Annotated in this window: 19 protein-coding genes; all 19 read right to left on the bottom strand. The window is 63.5% G+C overall.

Going from position 1 to position 13,763, the window contains the following annotated elements:
- Positions 1-31: 31 nt before the first annotated feature.
- Complete coding sequence (gene rplE / locus I6F16_RS19500; RefSeq protein ID WP_025036988.1) at positions 32-589, bottom strand: 50S ribosomal protein L5; 558 nt, start codon at positions 587-589, stop codon at positions 32-34.
- Positions 582-896 (bottom strand): 50S ribosomal protein L24, encoded by a 315-nt coding sequence (gene rplX / locus I6F16_RS19505; RefSeq protein ID WP_011088142.1) that lies wholly within the window; start codon positions 894-896, stop codon positions 582-584. Before rplX ends, rplE begins: the two co-directional genes overlap by 8 nt.
- Positions 896-1,264: a 50S ribosomal protein L14 gene (gene rplN / locus I6F16_RS19510; RefSeq protein ID WP_007603030.1), complete on the bottom strand. Its 369-nt coding sequence runs from the start codon at positions 1,262-1,264 to the stop codon at positions 896-898. Before rplN ends, rplX begins: the two co-directional genes overlap by 1 nt.
- An 84-nt stretch (positions 1,265-1,348) precedes the next feature.
- Entirely contained in the window at positions 1,349-1,597 is a 249-nt protein-coding gene (gene rpsQ, locus I6F16_RS19515; protein ID WP_024342452.1) for a 30S ribosomal protein S17, read from the bottom strand.
- Positions 1,598-1,610: 13 nt separating this feature from the next.
- Positions 1,611-1,817 carry a 50S ribosomal protein L29 gene (rpmC, locus tag I6F16_RS19520; protein WP_025036989.1) on the bottom strand — a complete coding sequence of 69 codons (207 nt, stop codon included), beginning with the start codon at positions 1,815-1,817 and terminating at the stop codon, positions 1,611-1,613.
- Positions 1,818-1,822: 5 nt separating this feature from the next.
- Complete coding sequence (gene rplP, locus I6F16_RS19525) at positions 1,823-2,236, bottom strand: 50S ribosomal protein L16 (RefSeq protein ID WP_008136349.1); 414 nt, start codon at positions 2,234-2,236, stop codon at positions 1,823-1,825.
- A gap of 30 nt (positions 2,237-2,266) precedes the next feature.
- Positions 2,267-2,992, bottom strand: coding sequence for a 30S ribosomal protein S3 (rpsC, locus tag I6F16_RS19530; RefSeq protein WP_036011029.1), 726 nt, complete (start codon positions 2,990-2,992; stop codon positions 2,267-2,269).
- A gap of 17 nt (positions 2,993-3,009) precedes the next feature.
- Positions 3,010-3,396, bottom strand: coding sequence for a 50S ribosomal protein L22 (gene rplV / locus I6F16_RS19535; RefSeq protein ID WP_008549264.1), 387 nt, complete (start codon positions 3,394-3,396; stop codon positions 3,010-3,012).
- Between the two features lie 10 nt (positions 3,397-3,406).
- Positions 3,407-3,685, bottom strand: a complete 279-nt coding sequence (gene rpsS / locus I6F16_RS19540) for a 30S ribosomal protein S19 (protein ID WP_008136357.1) — start codon at positions 3,683-3,685, stop codon at positions 3,407-3,409.
- A gap of 12 nt (positions 3,686-3,697) precedes the next feature.
- Entirely contained in the window at positions 3,698-4,531 is an 834-nt protein-coding gene (gene rplB, locus I6F16_RS19545) for a 50S ribosomal protein L2 (protein ID WP_024342450.1), read from the bottom strand.
- 12 nt (positions 4,532-4,543) lie between these two features.
- Complete coding sequence (locus I6F16_RS19550) at positions 4,544-4,846, bottom strand: 50S ribosomal protein L23 (protein WP_025036992.1); 303 nt, start codon at positions 4,844-4,846, stop codon at positions 4,544-4,546.
- On the bottom strand, positions 4,843-5,463 hold the full coding sequence (gene rplD, locus I6F16_RS19555; protein WP_018647243.1) for a 50S ribosomal protein L4: 621 nt from the start codon (positions 5,461-5,463) through the stop codon (positions 4,843-4,845). Before rplD ends, I6F16_RS19550 begins: the two co-directional genes overlap by 4 nt.
- 1 nt (position 5,464) lies before the next feature.
- Complete coding sequence (rplC, locus tag I6F16_RS19560) at positions 5,465-6,178, bottom strand: 50S ribosomal protein L3 (protein WP_025036993.1); 714 nt, start codon at positions 6,176-6,178, stop codon at positions 5,465-5,467.
- A gap of 52 nt (positions 6,179-6,230) precedes the next feature.
- Positions 6,231-6,539 (bottom strand): 30S ribosomal protein S10, encoded by a 309-nt coding sequence (gene rpsJ, locus I6F16_RS19565; protein WP_002712302.1) that lies wholly within the window; start codon positions 6,537-6,539, stop codon positions 6,231-6,233.
- Positions 6,540-6,620: 81 nt separating this feature from the next.
- Positions 6,621-7,811 carry an elongation factor Tu gene (gene tuf / locus I6F16_RS19570; RefSeq protein ID WP_025036994.1) on the bottom strand — a complete coding sequence of 397 codons (1,191 nt, stop codon included), beginning with the start codon at positions 7,809-7,811 and terminating at the stop codon, positions 6,621-6,623.
- A 40-nt stretch (positions 7,812-7,851) separates the two neighbouring features.
- Positions 7,852-9,924, bottom strand: a complete 2,073-nt coding sequence (fusA, locus tag I6F16_RS19575) for an elongation factor G (protein WP_225173948.1) — start codon at positions 9,922-9,924, stop codon at positions 7,852-7,854.
- A 33-nt stretch (positions 9,925-9,957) separates the two neighbouring features.
- The gene (gene rpsG / locus I6F16_RS19580; RefSeq protein ID WP_018647239.1) at positions 9,958-10,428 is read right to left on the bottom strand and encodes a 30S ribosomal protein S7; all 471 of its coding nucleotides are present in this window, start codon (positions 10,426-10,428) and stop codon (positions 9,958-9,960) included.
- A 15-nt stretch (positions 10,429-10,443) separates the two neighbouring features.
- Positions 10,444-10,815, bottom strand: a complete 372-nt coding sequence (rpsL, locus tag I6F16_RS19585; RefSeq protein ID WP_007603006.1) for a 30S ribosomal protein S12 — start codon at positions 10,813-10,815, stop codon at positions 10,444-10,446.
- Positions 10,816-11,712: 897 nt separating this feature from the next.
- Positions 11,713-13,758: an ABC transporter ATP-binding protein gene (locus I6F16_RS19590; protein WP_225113227.1), complete on the bottom strand. Its 2,046-nt coding sequence runs from the start codon at positions 13,756-13,758 to the stop codon at positions 11,713-11,715.
- Positions 13,759-13,763 lie beyond the last annotated feature (5 nt).

Below are 13,763 nucleotides of genomic sequence, written 5' to 3' on the forward strand. Positions count from 1 at the left end.
ATCCGCGTTTGAGAGGCTCTAAGTCAGCGTCTCACTGCCGGAACGGGAAATTGAAAGCGGTCAACAAGGCCCTCGCCTCTTCGTCGGTCTTGGCCGTGGTGCAGACGGTAATGTCCATACCGCGGGCTTCCGTGACCTTGTCGAAGTCGATCTCGGGGAAAATGATGTGCTCCTTGATGCCGAGCGAGTAGTTGCCGCGGCCGTCGAAGCTCTTCGGGTTCAGGCCGCGGAAGTCGCGCACGCGCGGCAGCGCGACGTTCACCAGGCGATCGATGAACTCGTACATGCGGGCCTTGCGCAGCGTGACCTTGCAGCCGATCGGCTGGTTCTCACGCAGCTTGAAGGTCGCGATCGCGATGCGCGAATAGGTGACGATCGCCTTCTGGCCGGCGATCTGGGTCAATTCGGCAGCGGCGGTCTCGGCCTTCTTGCGGTCGTTGACGGAATCGCCAACGCCCATGTTCAGCACAACCTTGTCCAGGCGCGGAACCTGCATGACGTTCTCGTAACCGAACTTCTCGGTCAGAGCCGTGCGGATCTTCGCGTCATATTCCGCGCGCAGGCGCGGCGTGTAAGCGGCCTCAGCCATCGATCTCAGCTCCCGAGCTCTTGGCGATGCGGACCTTCTTGCCGTCCGCCAGAATCTTGAATCCGACGCGGGTCGGCTTTCCGTCCTTGCCGACATACGCGATGTTGGACAGTTGGATCGGCGCCTCTTTCGAGATGATGCCGCCCTCCTGGGCCTGCGTCTGCTTCTGGTGACGCTTGACCATGTTGATGCCGCGCACCAGCGCGGTGCCGGCGTCGGGGCGAACCTCGAACACTTCGCCGGTGCGGCCCTTGTCGCGGCCGGTCAGCACGACGACCTTGTCGCCCTTGCGGATCTTCGCAGCCATCACAGCACCTCCGGCGCGAGCGAGATGATCTTCATGTGGTTCTTGGCGCGCAGCTCGCGCGGCACGGGCCCGAAGATACGGGTGCCGACCGGCTCGGACTGGTTGTTGATCAGCACGGCGGCGTTGCGGTCGAAACGGATGACCGAGCCGTCGGCGCGGCGGATGTCCTTGCGGACGCGCACCACGACGGCCTTCATCACGTCGCCCTTCTTCACCTTGCCACGCGGAATGGCTTCCTTGATCGACACGACGATGATGTCGCCGATCGTGGCGTAGCGGCGCTTGGAGCCTCCGAGCACCTTGATACACATGACACGGCGTGCGCCAGAATTGTCGGCCACGTCGAGGTTGGTCTGCATCTGAATCATTGATGCACCTCGTCCTCTTTCTCTTTGCGCCAGCCCAGCCGGCGCTCAACATTTCCCTGAAGTCAGTCGGCTAAAGCCAACAGATCAGGCGCTTTTCTTGTGTTCGCCCCGGATCACGACCCAGCGCTTCAACTTCGAAATCGGCTTCGTTTCCTCGATCCACACCATGTCGCCCGGCTTGAACTGGTTGCTCTCGTCGTGCGCGTGGTAGTTCTTCGAACGACGGATCGTCTTCTTGTAGATCGGGTGCGTGAAGCGGCGGTCGACGCGCACCACGATGGTCTTGGCTTGCTTGTCGCTGACGACCACGCCCTGCAAAGTACGTTTCGGCATCTTCGTAAGCCTCTTACTTCTTCTTCGCGCGCGTCTGCGCGGCGATGGTCTTGATCCGGGCGATGTCGCGGCGGGCCTCGCGCAGGCGCGAGGTGTTCTCGAGCTGCCCGGTGGCGCGCTGGAAGCGCAGGTTGAAGCGCTCCTTCTTCAGGTTCAGGATGGCCTCATCCTGCTGGTCGGGGCTCATCGCGCGGATGTCTTCGATCTTCATCTGTGCCATGGCCATTACTCCGCAATGCGCTCGACGAAGCGCGTCTTGATCGGCAGCTTGGCGGCCGCCAGGGTCAGCGCCTCACGCGCCGTCTGGGTGTTGACGCCATCGATCTCGAACAGCACCCGGCCCGGCTTGACGCGCGCGACCCACAATTCCGGCGAACCCTTGCCGGAGCCCATGCGGACTTCGGCCGGCTTCTTCGACACCGGAACGTCGGGGAACACGCGGATCCAGACGCGGCCGGCGCGCTTCATGTGGCGGGTCAGCGCGCGGCGGGCGGCTTCGATCTGGCGCGCGGTGACGCGCTCAGGCTCGGTCGCCTTCAGGCCGAACTGGCCGAACGCCAACGTCGCGCCCGAAGACGCAACGCCGTGGATGCGGCCCTTATGCGCCTTCCGGAACTTCGTTTTCTTAGGTTGCATCATGGCTTTAAGCCCTCAAATTTCTGTCTGGCCTTAGGCAGCGGCCGTCTCGCGGCGCTGACGGCCACCGCGATCGCCACTGCCGCCGGTCTCGCCTTCGGCCATTCTCTTGTCCTGGGCCATCGGATCGTGCTCGAGGATCTCGCCCTTGAAGATCCAGACCTTGACGCCGCAGGTGCCGAAGGTCGTGAACGCGGTCGCAACGCCGTAGTCGATGTCGGCACGCAGCGTGTGCAGCGGCACGCGGCCTTCGCGGTACCACTCCATGCGCGCGATTTCCGCACCACCCAGACGTCCCGAGCAGTTGATGCGGATGCCCTCCGCGCCGAGACGCATTGCCGACTGCACGGCGCGCTTCATGGCACGGCGGAACGCCACGCGGCGCTCGAGCTGCTGCGCGATCGATTCGGCCACCAGCGTCGCATCGAGCTCCGGCTTGCGGATCTCGACGATGTTGATGACGACGTCGGACGAGGTGATGTCCGCGACCCTCTTGCGCAGCTTGTCGATGTCGGCGCCCTTCTTGCCGATCACCACGCCCGGACGGGCCGAGTGGATGGTGACGCGGCACTTCTTGTGCGGACGCTCGATCACGATGCGGGCGACGGCCGCCTGCTTGAGCTCCTTGTGCAGGATCTCGCGGATCTTGACGTCCTCGTGCAGCAGCTTGCCGTATTCCTGCTTGCCGGCGAACCAGCGGGAATCCCAGGTCCGGTTGATGCCGAGACGCAGACCGATCGGATTGATCTTTTGACCCATCGTGTTCTCCTGCGCCCTTAAGCGGCGGCTTCAGCTTCGACCTGACGAACGATGATCGTCAGCTGCGAAAACGGTTTGTAGACACGGCCCGAGCGGCCGCGGCCGCGGGCGGCGAAGCGCTTCATCACGAGGCCATTGCCGACGAAGGCCTGCGCCACGACGAGATCGTCGACGTCGAGGTCGTGGTTGTTCTCGGCGTTGGCGATCGCCGATTCCAGGCACTTCTTCACGTCGACCGCGATCCGCTTGCGCGAAAACTGCAGGTCGGCGAGCGCGGCAGACGCCTTCCGGCCGCGAATGAGCTGGGCGACCAGGTTGAGCTTCTGCGGGCTCACCCGCAGCATCCGGGCGACCGCCTTGGCCTCGTTGTCGGCGAGGCTCCGTTCGCGCTTAGGTTTGCTCATCGTTTAATCCTCAAGCCTTCTTGGCTTTCTTGTCGCCGGAGTGGCCATGGAAGGTCCGGGTCGGCGAGAACTCGCCGAACTTGTGACCGACCATTTCCTCGTTCACGGCCACCGGCACGTGCTTCTGACCGTTGTAGACGCCGAAGGTCAGGCCGACGAATTGCGGCAGGATCGTCGAGCGACGGCTCCAGATCTTGATGACGTCGTGACGGCCGGACGCGCGCGCGGCATCTGCCTTCTTGAGCAGAGAACCCTCGACGAACGGGCCTTTCCAGACTGAACGAACCATGTCCGGCGTTCCTTACTTCTTCCGCTTGTGGCGGCTTAGGAGAATGAATTTGTTGGTCGACTTGTTGGTGCGGGTCTTCTTGCCCTTGGTCGGCTTGCCCCACGGGGTGACCGGGTGGCGGCCGCCCGAGGTACGACCTTCACCACCGCCGTGCGGATGGTCGATCGGGTTCATCGCGACACCGCGGTTGTGCGGCCTGCGGCCCATCCAACGCTTGCGACCGGCCTTGCCGATCGAGGTGTTCATGTGATCCGGGTTCGACACCGCGCCGATCGTGCCGCGGCAACGACCGTGCACCAGGCGCTGCTCGCCCGAGTTCAGGCGGATGATGACGTAATCCTGGTCACGGCCGACGAGCTGGGCGTAGGTGCCGGCGGAACGCGCCAGCTGGCCGCCCTTGCCGATCTTGACCTCGATGTTGTGGATGATCGTGCCGACCGGCATGTTGCCGAGCGGCATGACGTTGCCCGGCTTCACGTCGACGTAATTGCCGGCGATGATCGTGTCACCCACCGCCAGGCGCTGCGGCGCCAGGATGTAGGCCTGCTCGCCGTCCTGATACTTGATCAGGGCGATGAAACCGGTGCGATTGGGATCATACTCGAGACGCTCGACGGTCGCGGGCACGTCGATCTTCTCACGCTTGAAGTCGACGGTACGCAGCGTCTGCTTGTGACCACCGCCGCGGAAGCGCACGGTGATGCGGCCGGTGTTGTTGCGGCCGCCCGAGGACTTCTTGCCTTCGGTGAGCGCCTTGACCGGCTTGCCCTTGTAGAGGGCCGAACGATCGACCATGACCAGCTGGCGCTGGCCCGGCGTCGTGGGATTGAATGTCTTCAGTGCCATCGTCGTACGACCTTACAGACCGGTGGTGACGTCGATCCGGTGACCCTCTTCGAGGGTCACGATCGCGCGTTTGCTGTTCGACTGCGAGCCGATGGTGCCGCGGAAGGCCTTGACCTTGCCCTTGCGGACCAGCGTGTTGACGCTCTTGACCTTGACGTCGAACAGCTTCTCGATCGCTTCCTTGATCTGCGGCTTGGTCGCCTTGGCGGCCACCTTGAACAGCACCTTGTTGTGCTCCGAGGCGATCGTCGCCTTTTCGGTCACGACCGGCGACAGGATCACGTCGTAGTGGCGAGGCTCGATGTTCTTGCTCATTTGAAGCGCGCCTCCAGCGCATCGATGGCGGCCTTGGTCAGAACGAGCTTCTGACGGCGCAGGATGTCATAGACGTTGATGCCCTGGATCGGCAGCACGTCCATGTTCGGGATGTTGCGAGCCGCAGCCGCGAAGCCGTTGTTGAGCTCGGCACCGTCGATGATCAGCGCGTTGGTGAGGCCGAGGCCCGAGAAGTGGCCGAGCAGCGCCTTGGTCTTGGCGGCTTCCAGCGCGGCCTTCTCGATCACGACGAGATCGCCGTCCTTGGCCTTGGCCGAGAGCGCATGCTTCAGAGCGAGCGCACGGACCTTCTTCGGCAGGTCGGTGGCGTGCGAACGCACCACCGGACCGAAGGCACGACCGCCGCCGCGGAACTGCGGCACGCGGGCCGAGCCGTGACGAGCACCGCCGGTGCCCTTCTGCTTGTACATCTTCTTGCCGGTGCGCCAGATCTCGGCGCGGCCCTTGGCCTTGTGCGTGCCGGCCTGGCGCTTGTTGAGCTGCCACTGCACGCAGCGCGCGATGATGTCCTCGCGCGGCTCGAGGCCGAAAATGGCGTCGGACAGCTGGACGGAGCCGGCTTCCTTACCTTCGAGGGTGGTGACCTTCAATTCCATCTCACGCCTCCTGCGCAGCCGGAGCGGCTTCCGCGTCGCCAGCAACCTTGAACTTGCCGGGCTTCGGGGCTTCCTTCGGCAGCGGCTTCTTGACGGCGTCGCGCACGCGGATCCAGCCGCCCTTGGAGCCGGGAACGGCGCCTTCGACGAGGATCAGGCCGCGCTCGACATCGGTCTGGACGACGCGAAGGTTGAGCGTGGTGATGCGGTCGACACCCATGTGGCCGGGCATCTTCTTGTTCTTCCAGGTCTTGCCGGGGTCCTGACGGCCACCGGTCGAACCGATCGAGCGGTGCGAGATCGACACACCGTGCGTGGCGCGCAGACCGCCGAAGTTCCAGCGCTTCATGCCGCCGGCGAAGCCCTTACCGACCGAGGTGCCGGTGACGTCGACGAACTGGCCGACGACGAAGTGGTCGGCCTGGATCTCGGCGCCGACCGGGATCATGGCGTCCGCGGTGACGCGGAATTCCTCGACCCGGCGCTTCGGCTCGACCTTGGCGACCGCGAACTGGCCGCGCTCGGCCTTCGGCATGTAGACGGTCTTGCGGCTGCCCGAACCGAGCTGGAGCGCCACGTAACCGTTCTTCTCTTCGGTGCGGTGGCCTACGACCTGGCAATTGCCGAGCTTCAGCACGGTCACGGGGATATGTTCGCCGGCCTCCGTGAAGACCCGCGTCATCCCGACCTTTTGTGCGATCACTCCGGAGCGCATCGGCTTGCTTCCTGTTCTCTTTGTCCGCTTTTGGCGAACGGGATCCAAAATCTTAGAGCTTGATCTCGACGTCGACACCGGCGGCCAGGTCGAGCTTCATCAAAGCATCGACGGTCTGCGGGGTCGGATCGACGATGTCGAGCAGGCGCTTGTGAGTGCGCATCTCGAACTGTTCGCGGCTCTTCTTGTCGACGTGGGGCGAACGGTTGACGGTGAACTTCTCGATGCGGGTGGGCAGCGGAATGGGTCCGCGGACCTGCGCGCCGGTGCGCTTCGCCGTGTTCACGATCTCACGGGTCGACGTATCGAGGATACGATGGTCGAACGCCTTGAGACGGATACGAATGTTTTGGCCGTTCATTGCCGAATCTTTCTTAGTGAGTGGCGAGTAGCGAATAGCGAATAGAAACTATTCGCCACTCGCCATTCCCTATTCGCGTTGTTACTCGATGATCGAGGCGACGACGCCGGCGCCGACAGTGCGGCCGCCTTCGCGGATCGCGAAGCGGAGCTTTTCTTCCATCGCGATCGGCACGATCAGGTGCACTTCCATCGCGATGTTGTCGCCCGGCATCACCATCTCGGTGCCTTCCGGCAGGTGCACGACACCGGTCACGTCGGTGGTGCGGAAGTAGAACTGCGGACGGTAGTTGGTGAAGAACGGGGTGTGGCGACCGCCCTCTTCCTTGGTGAGGATGTAGGCCTCGGCCTTGAACTTGGTGTGCGGCTTGACCGAACCCGGCTTGGCCAGAACCTGGCCGCGCTCGACGTCTTCGCGCTTGGTGCCGCGGAGCAGCGCGCCGATGTTGTCGCCGGCCTGGCCCTGATCGAGCAGCTTGCGGAACATTTCGACGCCGGTGACGGTGGTCTTCTGGGTGGCGCGGAGACCGACGATCTCGATCTCCTCGCCGACCTTGACGACGCCGCGCTCGACACGGCCGGTCACGACGGTGCCGCGGCCCGAGATCGAGAACACGTCTTCAACCGGCATCAGGAACGGCTGGTCGATCGGACGCTCCGGCTGCGGGATGTACTCGTCGACGTTCTTCATCAGCTCGAGGATGGCGTCATGGCCGAGCTTCTTGTCGGAGTCTTCGAGAGCGGCGAGCGCCGAACCCTTGATAATCGGGATCTTGTCGCCGGGGAATTCGTACTTGGAGAGCAGCTCGCGGACTTCGAGCTCGACGAGCTCGAGCAGCTCCGGATCGTCGACCATGTCGCACTTGTTGAGGAACACGACGAGCGCGGGCACACCGACCTGGCGGGCGAGCAGGATGTGCTCGCGGGTCTGCGGCATCGGGCCGTCAGCGGCCGACACAACCAGGATCGCGCCGTCCATCTGGGCAGCGCCGGTGATCATGTTCTTGACGTAGTCGGCGTGGCCGGGGCAGTCGACGTGGGCGTAGTGGCGGTTCGGCGTCTCGTACTCGACGTGCGCGGTCGAGATGGTGATGCCGCGGGCCTTCTCTTCCGGCGCCTTGTCGATCTGGTCGTACGCGGTGAACGTCGCACCGCCGGCTTCGGCGAGAACCTTGGTGATCGCCGCGGTCAGCGACGTCTTGCCATGGTCGACGTGACCGATGGTGCCGATGTTGCAGTGCGGCTTGGTACGTTCAAACTTTGCTTTGGCCATTTGACTCTCCGTTCAATCGTCAGCTTTCAACCGACGACAATCAGGCAAACTTCTTCTGGACTTCTGCCGACACGTTGGCCGGCGCTTCTGCGTAGTGATCGAACTGCATGGTGAAGGTCGCGCGACCCTGGCTCATCGAGCGCAGATTGTTCACGTAACCGAACATGTTCATGAGCGGCACCATCGCGTTGATGACGTTGGCGTTGCCGCGCATGTCCTGCCCCTGGATCTGACCGCGCCGGGAATTCAGGTCGCCGATGACCGAGCCGGTGTAGTCTTCCGGGGTCACCACCTCGACCTTCATGATCGGCTCGAGCAGGACCGACTTGCCCATCTGCAGCGCTTCGCGGAAGCAGGCGCGCGAGGCGATTTCGAAGGCGAGCGCCGACGAGTCGACGTCGTGATACTTGCCGTCGACCAGCTGCACCTTGACGTCGACCACGGGGAAGCCCGCGACCACGCCGGACGACAGCACGCTCTCCAGGCCCTTCTCGACGCCCGGGATGTATTCCTTCGGCACCGCGCCACCGACGATCTTCGATTCGAACTCGAAGCCCTTGCCGGGCTCGTTCGGCTCGACGATGAACGACACGGCCGCGAACTGGCCGGTACCGCCGGTCTGCTTCTTGTGGGTGTAGCTGTGCTCCACCCGCTTGGTGATGCGCTCACGGAACGCCACCTGCGGCGCGCCGATGTTGGCGTCGACCTTGTAGGTGCGCTTGAGGATGTCGACCTTGATGTCGAGGTGGAGTTCGCCCATGCCCTTGAGGATGGTCTGGCCGGACTCGTGGTCGGTCGACACGCGGAAGGACGGATCCTCCGCGGCGAGCTTGGCCAGCGCCACGCCCAGCTTCTCCTGGTCGGCCTTGGACTTCGGCTCGATCGCGATCTCGATGACCGGCTCGGGGAATTCCATCTTCTCAAGGATGACCTGCTTGTCGGGATCGCACAGCGTGTCACCGGTGCGCGCTTCCTTCAGACCGGCCAGCGCGACGATGTCGCCGGCATAGGCTTCCTTGATGTCCTCGCGGTTGTTCGCATGCATCAACAGCATGCGCCCGATCCGCTCCTTCTTCTCGCGGGTCGAGTTCACGACGCCGGTGCCGCTCTGCAGGATGCCGGAATAGATGCGGCAGAAGGTGATGGTGCCGACGAACGGGTCGTCCATGATCTTGAACGCGAGCAGCGCCAGCGGCTCCTTGTCGTCCGCCTTGCGCACGACCTCGTTGCCCTTGTCGTCGGTGCCCTTGATCGCGGGCACGTCGAGCGGCGACGGCAGATAGTCGACCACGGCGTCGAGCAGCGGCTGCACGCCCTTGTTCTTGAAGGCCGAGCCGCACAGCACGGGATAAAACGCGCCGGTCAGCACCGCCTTGCGGATCAGGCGCTTCAGGGTCGCCTCGTCCGGCTCCTTGCCATCGAGATAGGCGGCCATGGCATCGTCGTCGAGCTCGACGGCGGCTTCCACCATCTTCTCGCGGTATTCCTTGGCCTGGTCGACGAGGTCGTCCGGAATGTCGACATAGTCGAACTTGGCACCGAGCGACTCGTCGTTCCAGACGACGCCCTTCATCTTCACGAGGTCGACAAGACCCTTGAAGTTGTTCTCGGCACCGATCGGAAGCTGGATCGCGACGGGCTTGGCGCCCAGACGGTCGACAATGTCCGCCAGACACTTGAAGAAGTCGGCACCGATCTTGTCCATCTTGTTGGCGAAGACGATGCGCGGAACCTTGTACTTGTCGCCCTGGCGCCAGACGGTCTCGGTCTGCGGCTCGACGCCCTGGTTGGAGTCGAGCACGCAGACGGCGCCGTCGAGCACGCGGAGCGAACGCTCGACTTCGATGGTGAAGTCGACGTGACCGGGCGTGTCGATGATGTTCAGGCGCTTGCCGTTCCAGAACGCGGTGGTCGCAGCCGAGGTGATCGTGATGCCACGCTCCTGCTCCTGCTCCATCCAGTCCATCGTCGCGGCACCTTCGTGCACTTCGCCGATCTTGTGGCTCTTGCCGGTGTAATAGAGGATGCGCTCGGTCGTCGTGGTCTTGCCGGCGTCGATATGCGCCATGATACCGAAGTTACGGTAGTCCTCGATGGCATGTTGGCGGGGCATGGGTCGTTCCTTGCGAGTCCGAGTGTGTCGCCGTTACCAGCGGTAGTGCGAGAAGGCGCGGTTGGCTTCCGCCATGCGGTGCACGTCTTCGCGCTTCTTGACGGCGTTCCCCCGGTTGTTCGATGCGTCCAAGAGCTCCGCCGAGAGCCGCTCGGTCATGGTCTTCTCGTTGCGCTCGCGCGCAGCCGCGATCAGCCAGCGAATGCCGAGCGCCTGCCGGCGGGTCGAGCGGACCTCGACCGGAACCTGGTAGGTCGCGCCGCCGACGCGGCGGGAGCGGACCTCGATGGTCGGCATGACGTTCTCGAGCGCCTGCTCGAACACGCCGAGCGGGTTCTGCTTGGTCTTGGATTCGATGATGCCGAACGCACCATAGACGATGCCTTCCGCAACCGACTTCTTGCCGGCGTACATCACCGAGTTCATGAACTTCGTGACGATGATGTTCCCGAACTTCGGATCCGGAAGAACTTCGCGCTTTTCCGCAGAGTGGCGACGAGACATAGGCTTGGTTCCCGCTTACTTCGGACGCTTGGCGCCGTACTTCGAACGACGCTGCTTACGGTTCTTGACGCCCTGGGTGTCCAGAACGCCGCGGAGGATGTGATAGCGCACGCCCGGCAAGTCCTTGACGCGGCCGCCGCGGATCATGACCACCGAGTGCTCCTGGAGGTTATGGCCCTCGCCGGGGATGTAGCCGATCACCTCGAAGCCGTTGGTCAGGCGCACCTTGGCAACCTTACGAAGCGCCGAGTTCGGCTTCTTCGGGGTCGTGGTGTAGACGCGCGTGCAAACACCACGCTTCTGCGGCGACTGCTGCAGCGCCGGCACCTTCTTGCGCGACTTCTGCACTTCCCGCGGTTGAGCGATCAGCTGGTTGATCGTCGGCATACTGGCCTTCACCCTTTTTCTGCCGCGGCCCCTCTCGGGTCCGCTGTCTTGCCGCGGCCCGTCACCGGGTCCGCAAATTCTGCTCGAGCTACCCGCCCGAACGGGCCGCCTGGCGCGAATGATCCGCGCAAAGCGAAATTGCGCCAACCGCTCCATCAACGAGCGGAAAGCGCTTCGACGCCACAGAGGACCGCAGTCTCGAAGCCGTTCAGCGTAACGCCGCGGCCCGCGCACTGAGGTCATGCATCCGAATTCGATCTCAAGAGAACGTGCTCGAGAGAACTAAAGTCGCACTGGCATTGCCTAGCTATGATCGACAGCGTTTGAGCGGCATTCGTCGAGGTTGGTGCCCGTCTTTGCGACCCCTGGCAGATCTAGTCTTTGGGGATCAACGGGTGGCCCGTTCCGACGCTGGCGATGCTCACCGCCTGTCGTTAAGTGAGGCGCTTTCTATAAGTGAGAATCGGTCAAGTCAAGGTGAAACGACAGTCACAAAGCGCTTCATGCGCCTGCAAAAAATCGCCTCTTCGCCGCCTCCCCGCGCCTGCCTGATATAGGACCGAGGCGACTGACTTGCCAGATCTGAGAACAATTTTACCCGGGCTTAATGTAGTTTTATTACCAAACTGAGGGGCTTTTTTCCTGCCTGCGCTCAGTTTGTTGGCTGGTGGCCGGTCTACCAGCTTTTCCCGGCCCGCCGCGATGCCCGGTGTGACGCGGCTTCAGCCCGGACTGGTCGATCCGCGAATGGCTCTTGCCCCAAACCATCCGTGCGAAAAAACGCGGCGCGCGGCGGCCGAACGCCTTGCATCAGAGAATCGACGAGTCGACGCTGAACCGCGCATTGCCGTGAGACGAGACGATCAGACGCGGCCGCTCGAAGCTCACCGCCCGCGGTTACTCCTCCTCGTCGTCCTCATCGTCATCGAGGTCTTCGTCCTCGTCGTCATCATTGCGGTCGGCGTCGGCATGAGCTGCCGCGCCATGGGGCTGGTGGATCTGGTCGTTCCACAGCTTGCGATAGGTGCCATTCTTGGCGAGCAACTCGGCATGGGAACCGCGCTCGATCGCCCTGCCCCCTGAAATCACGATGATCTCGTCCATCTCGACCACCGAGGTCAGGCGGTGGGTCGACCAGATCATGGTGCGGCCCTTGGCGACCCTGAGCAGCGTGCGGTTGATCGCGGCCTCGGTGGTCTGGTCCAGCGCTGAGGTGGCTTCGTCCAGCAGCAGCACGGAGGGGTTGCGGATGATCGCGCGCGCGATCGCAATGCGCTGGCGTTGGCCGCCCGACAGCGTGTCGCCGCGCTCGCCGACCGGCGTGTCGTAGCGCTGCGGCAGGCTCATGATGTAGCGGTGGATCTCGGCCTTCTTGGCCGCCTCCTCCACCTCCTCGTCGGTTGCGCCCTCCTTGCCGAGCCGGATGTTCTCGCGGATCGACATGTTGAACAGCATGTTCTCCTGGAACACCACCGCCATGCTCCGGCGCAGCGAGTCCAGCGTCACCTTGCGGACGTCGACGCCGTCGATGGTGACGCGGCCTTCGTCGGGCACGTAGAGCCGCAGGATCAGATTGAGCAGCGTGCTCTTGCCGGAGCCGCTCGGACCGACGATCGCGATGCGCTTGCCGGCGTCGAGCTTGAGGCTGAGATTGTCCAGCACCGGCGTCTGACCACCCTCGTACTGGAAGGTGACGTGATCGAATGTAATGTCGTGGGTGATGCGCGGCAGATCGGGTGCGCCCGGGCGATCGGCGCTGCGGGTCGGCTCGTCGAGCAATTCCTGAATGTGGCGGATCGCGGCGGCCGAGGAGATCGACACCGGGATGAAATGCATCACATGGGCGATGTTGTAGGAGACCTCCCAGAACGCGCTCTCGAAAGTGACGAAGGTGCCGATGGTGATATGGCCCTTGGTCGCCAGATACGCGCCGATCGCGAGCACCACAAGGTGCAGGAGGAGCACCGAGATGGTGACTGTCCGCTCCACCATGGTCGAGAGGAATGTGGCCGAGGCCATCTTGTTGCGGGTCTCGTCGTTGCGCAACCGGAAGAAGCCGAACATCTTGCGTTGCAGGCTGAACGCCTTGATGACCGCCTGGGCGGCCACGTTCTCCTGGACTTGGCCCAGCAACGCCGATTCATTGAGCTTCTGTTCGTAATTGGCCTGCACCGCCTTCGGCGTCAGGATCCGCGGGCCGATCAGCGTGATCGGGAACACCAGCAGCGCGACGACGGCGAGCTGCCAGTTGAGGAACAGCATCAGGATGATGCCGGCGATCAGCTCCAGGAACGGCAGCGCGGCACTGTTGGCGAACGTCTTGACCGAGCCTTCGAAGGCCGAGAGATCGACCGAGAAGCGCGACAGGATCTCGCCGCGCCTGGTGCGGCCGAAATAGGCGGCGGGCAGGTCCTGGACGTGCTCGAACAGGCGTGTGCGGACATCGGAGATGATGCAAGCGGCAAGTCGCGCGTCCCAGCGTTCGTACCAGACTGCAACGATCGAGGTGAAAATGCCGGCGACGGCGAGCACGCCGAGGATCTTGTAGAGCGCCTGAAAATCCTCCTCGCCGAGCGCATCGTCGATCAGGAACTTGAGGCTGAGCGGCATGATGACGTTGAACAACGTCTCGACCACGACGCCGAATGCCACGAATGACAGCATCCGCTTGTAGTTGGAGAGATAGGGCTTGACGAACCCGACAATGGTCGCAAGGGCCCCGGCGGCTTCGCGCGCGGTAAAGACGACGAGGTCCTCGTCCTCATCGTCCTCGTCGAGCTCCAGCTCGTCATCCCCCTCGTCTTCGGCGTCCTCGTCGTCCTCGAGATCCGGCTTGGCAGCGTCGGCGAGCTTGCCATCGAGCCCGGCCGCCTCCTCCGCGGCGAGCTTCTGTTGATCGGGAGATCGAGGCTTGTCGCCAGGCAAGAAAGGCTTGGATGCCATGAAAC

Source organism: Bradyrhizobium sp. IC4060 (assembly GCF_020193715.1).
In the GTDB taxonomy this organism is placed as follows: domain Bacteria; phylum Pseudomonadota; class Alphaproteobacteria; order Rhizobiales; family Xanthobacteraceae; genus Bradyrhizobium; species Bradyrhizobium yuanmingense.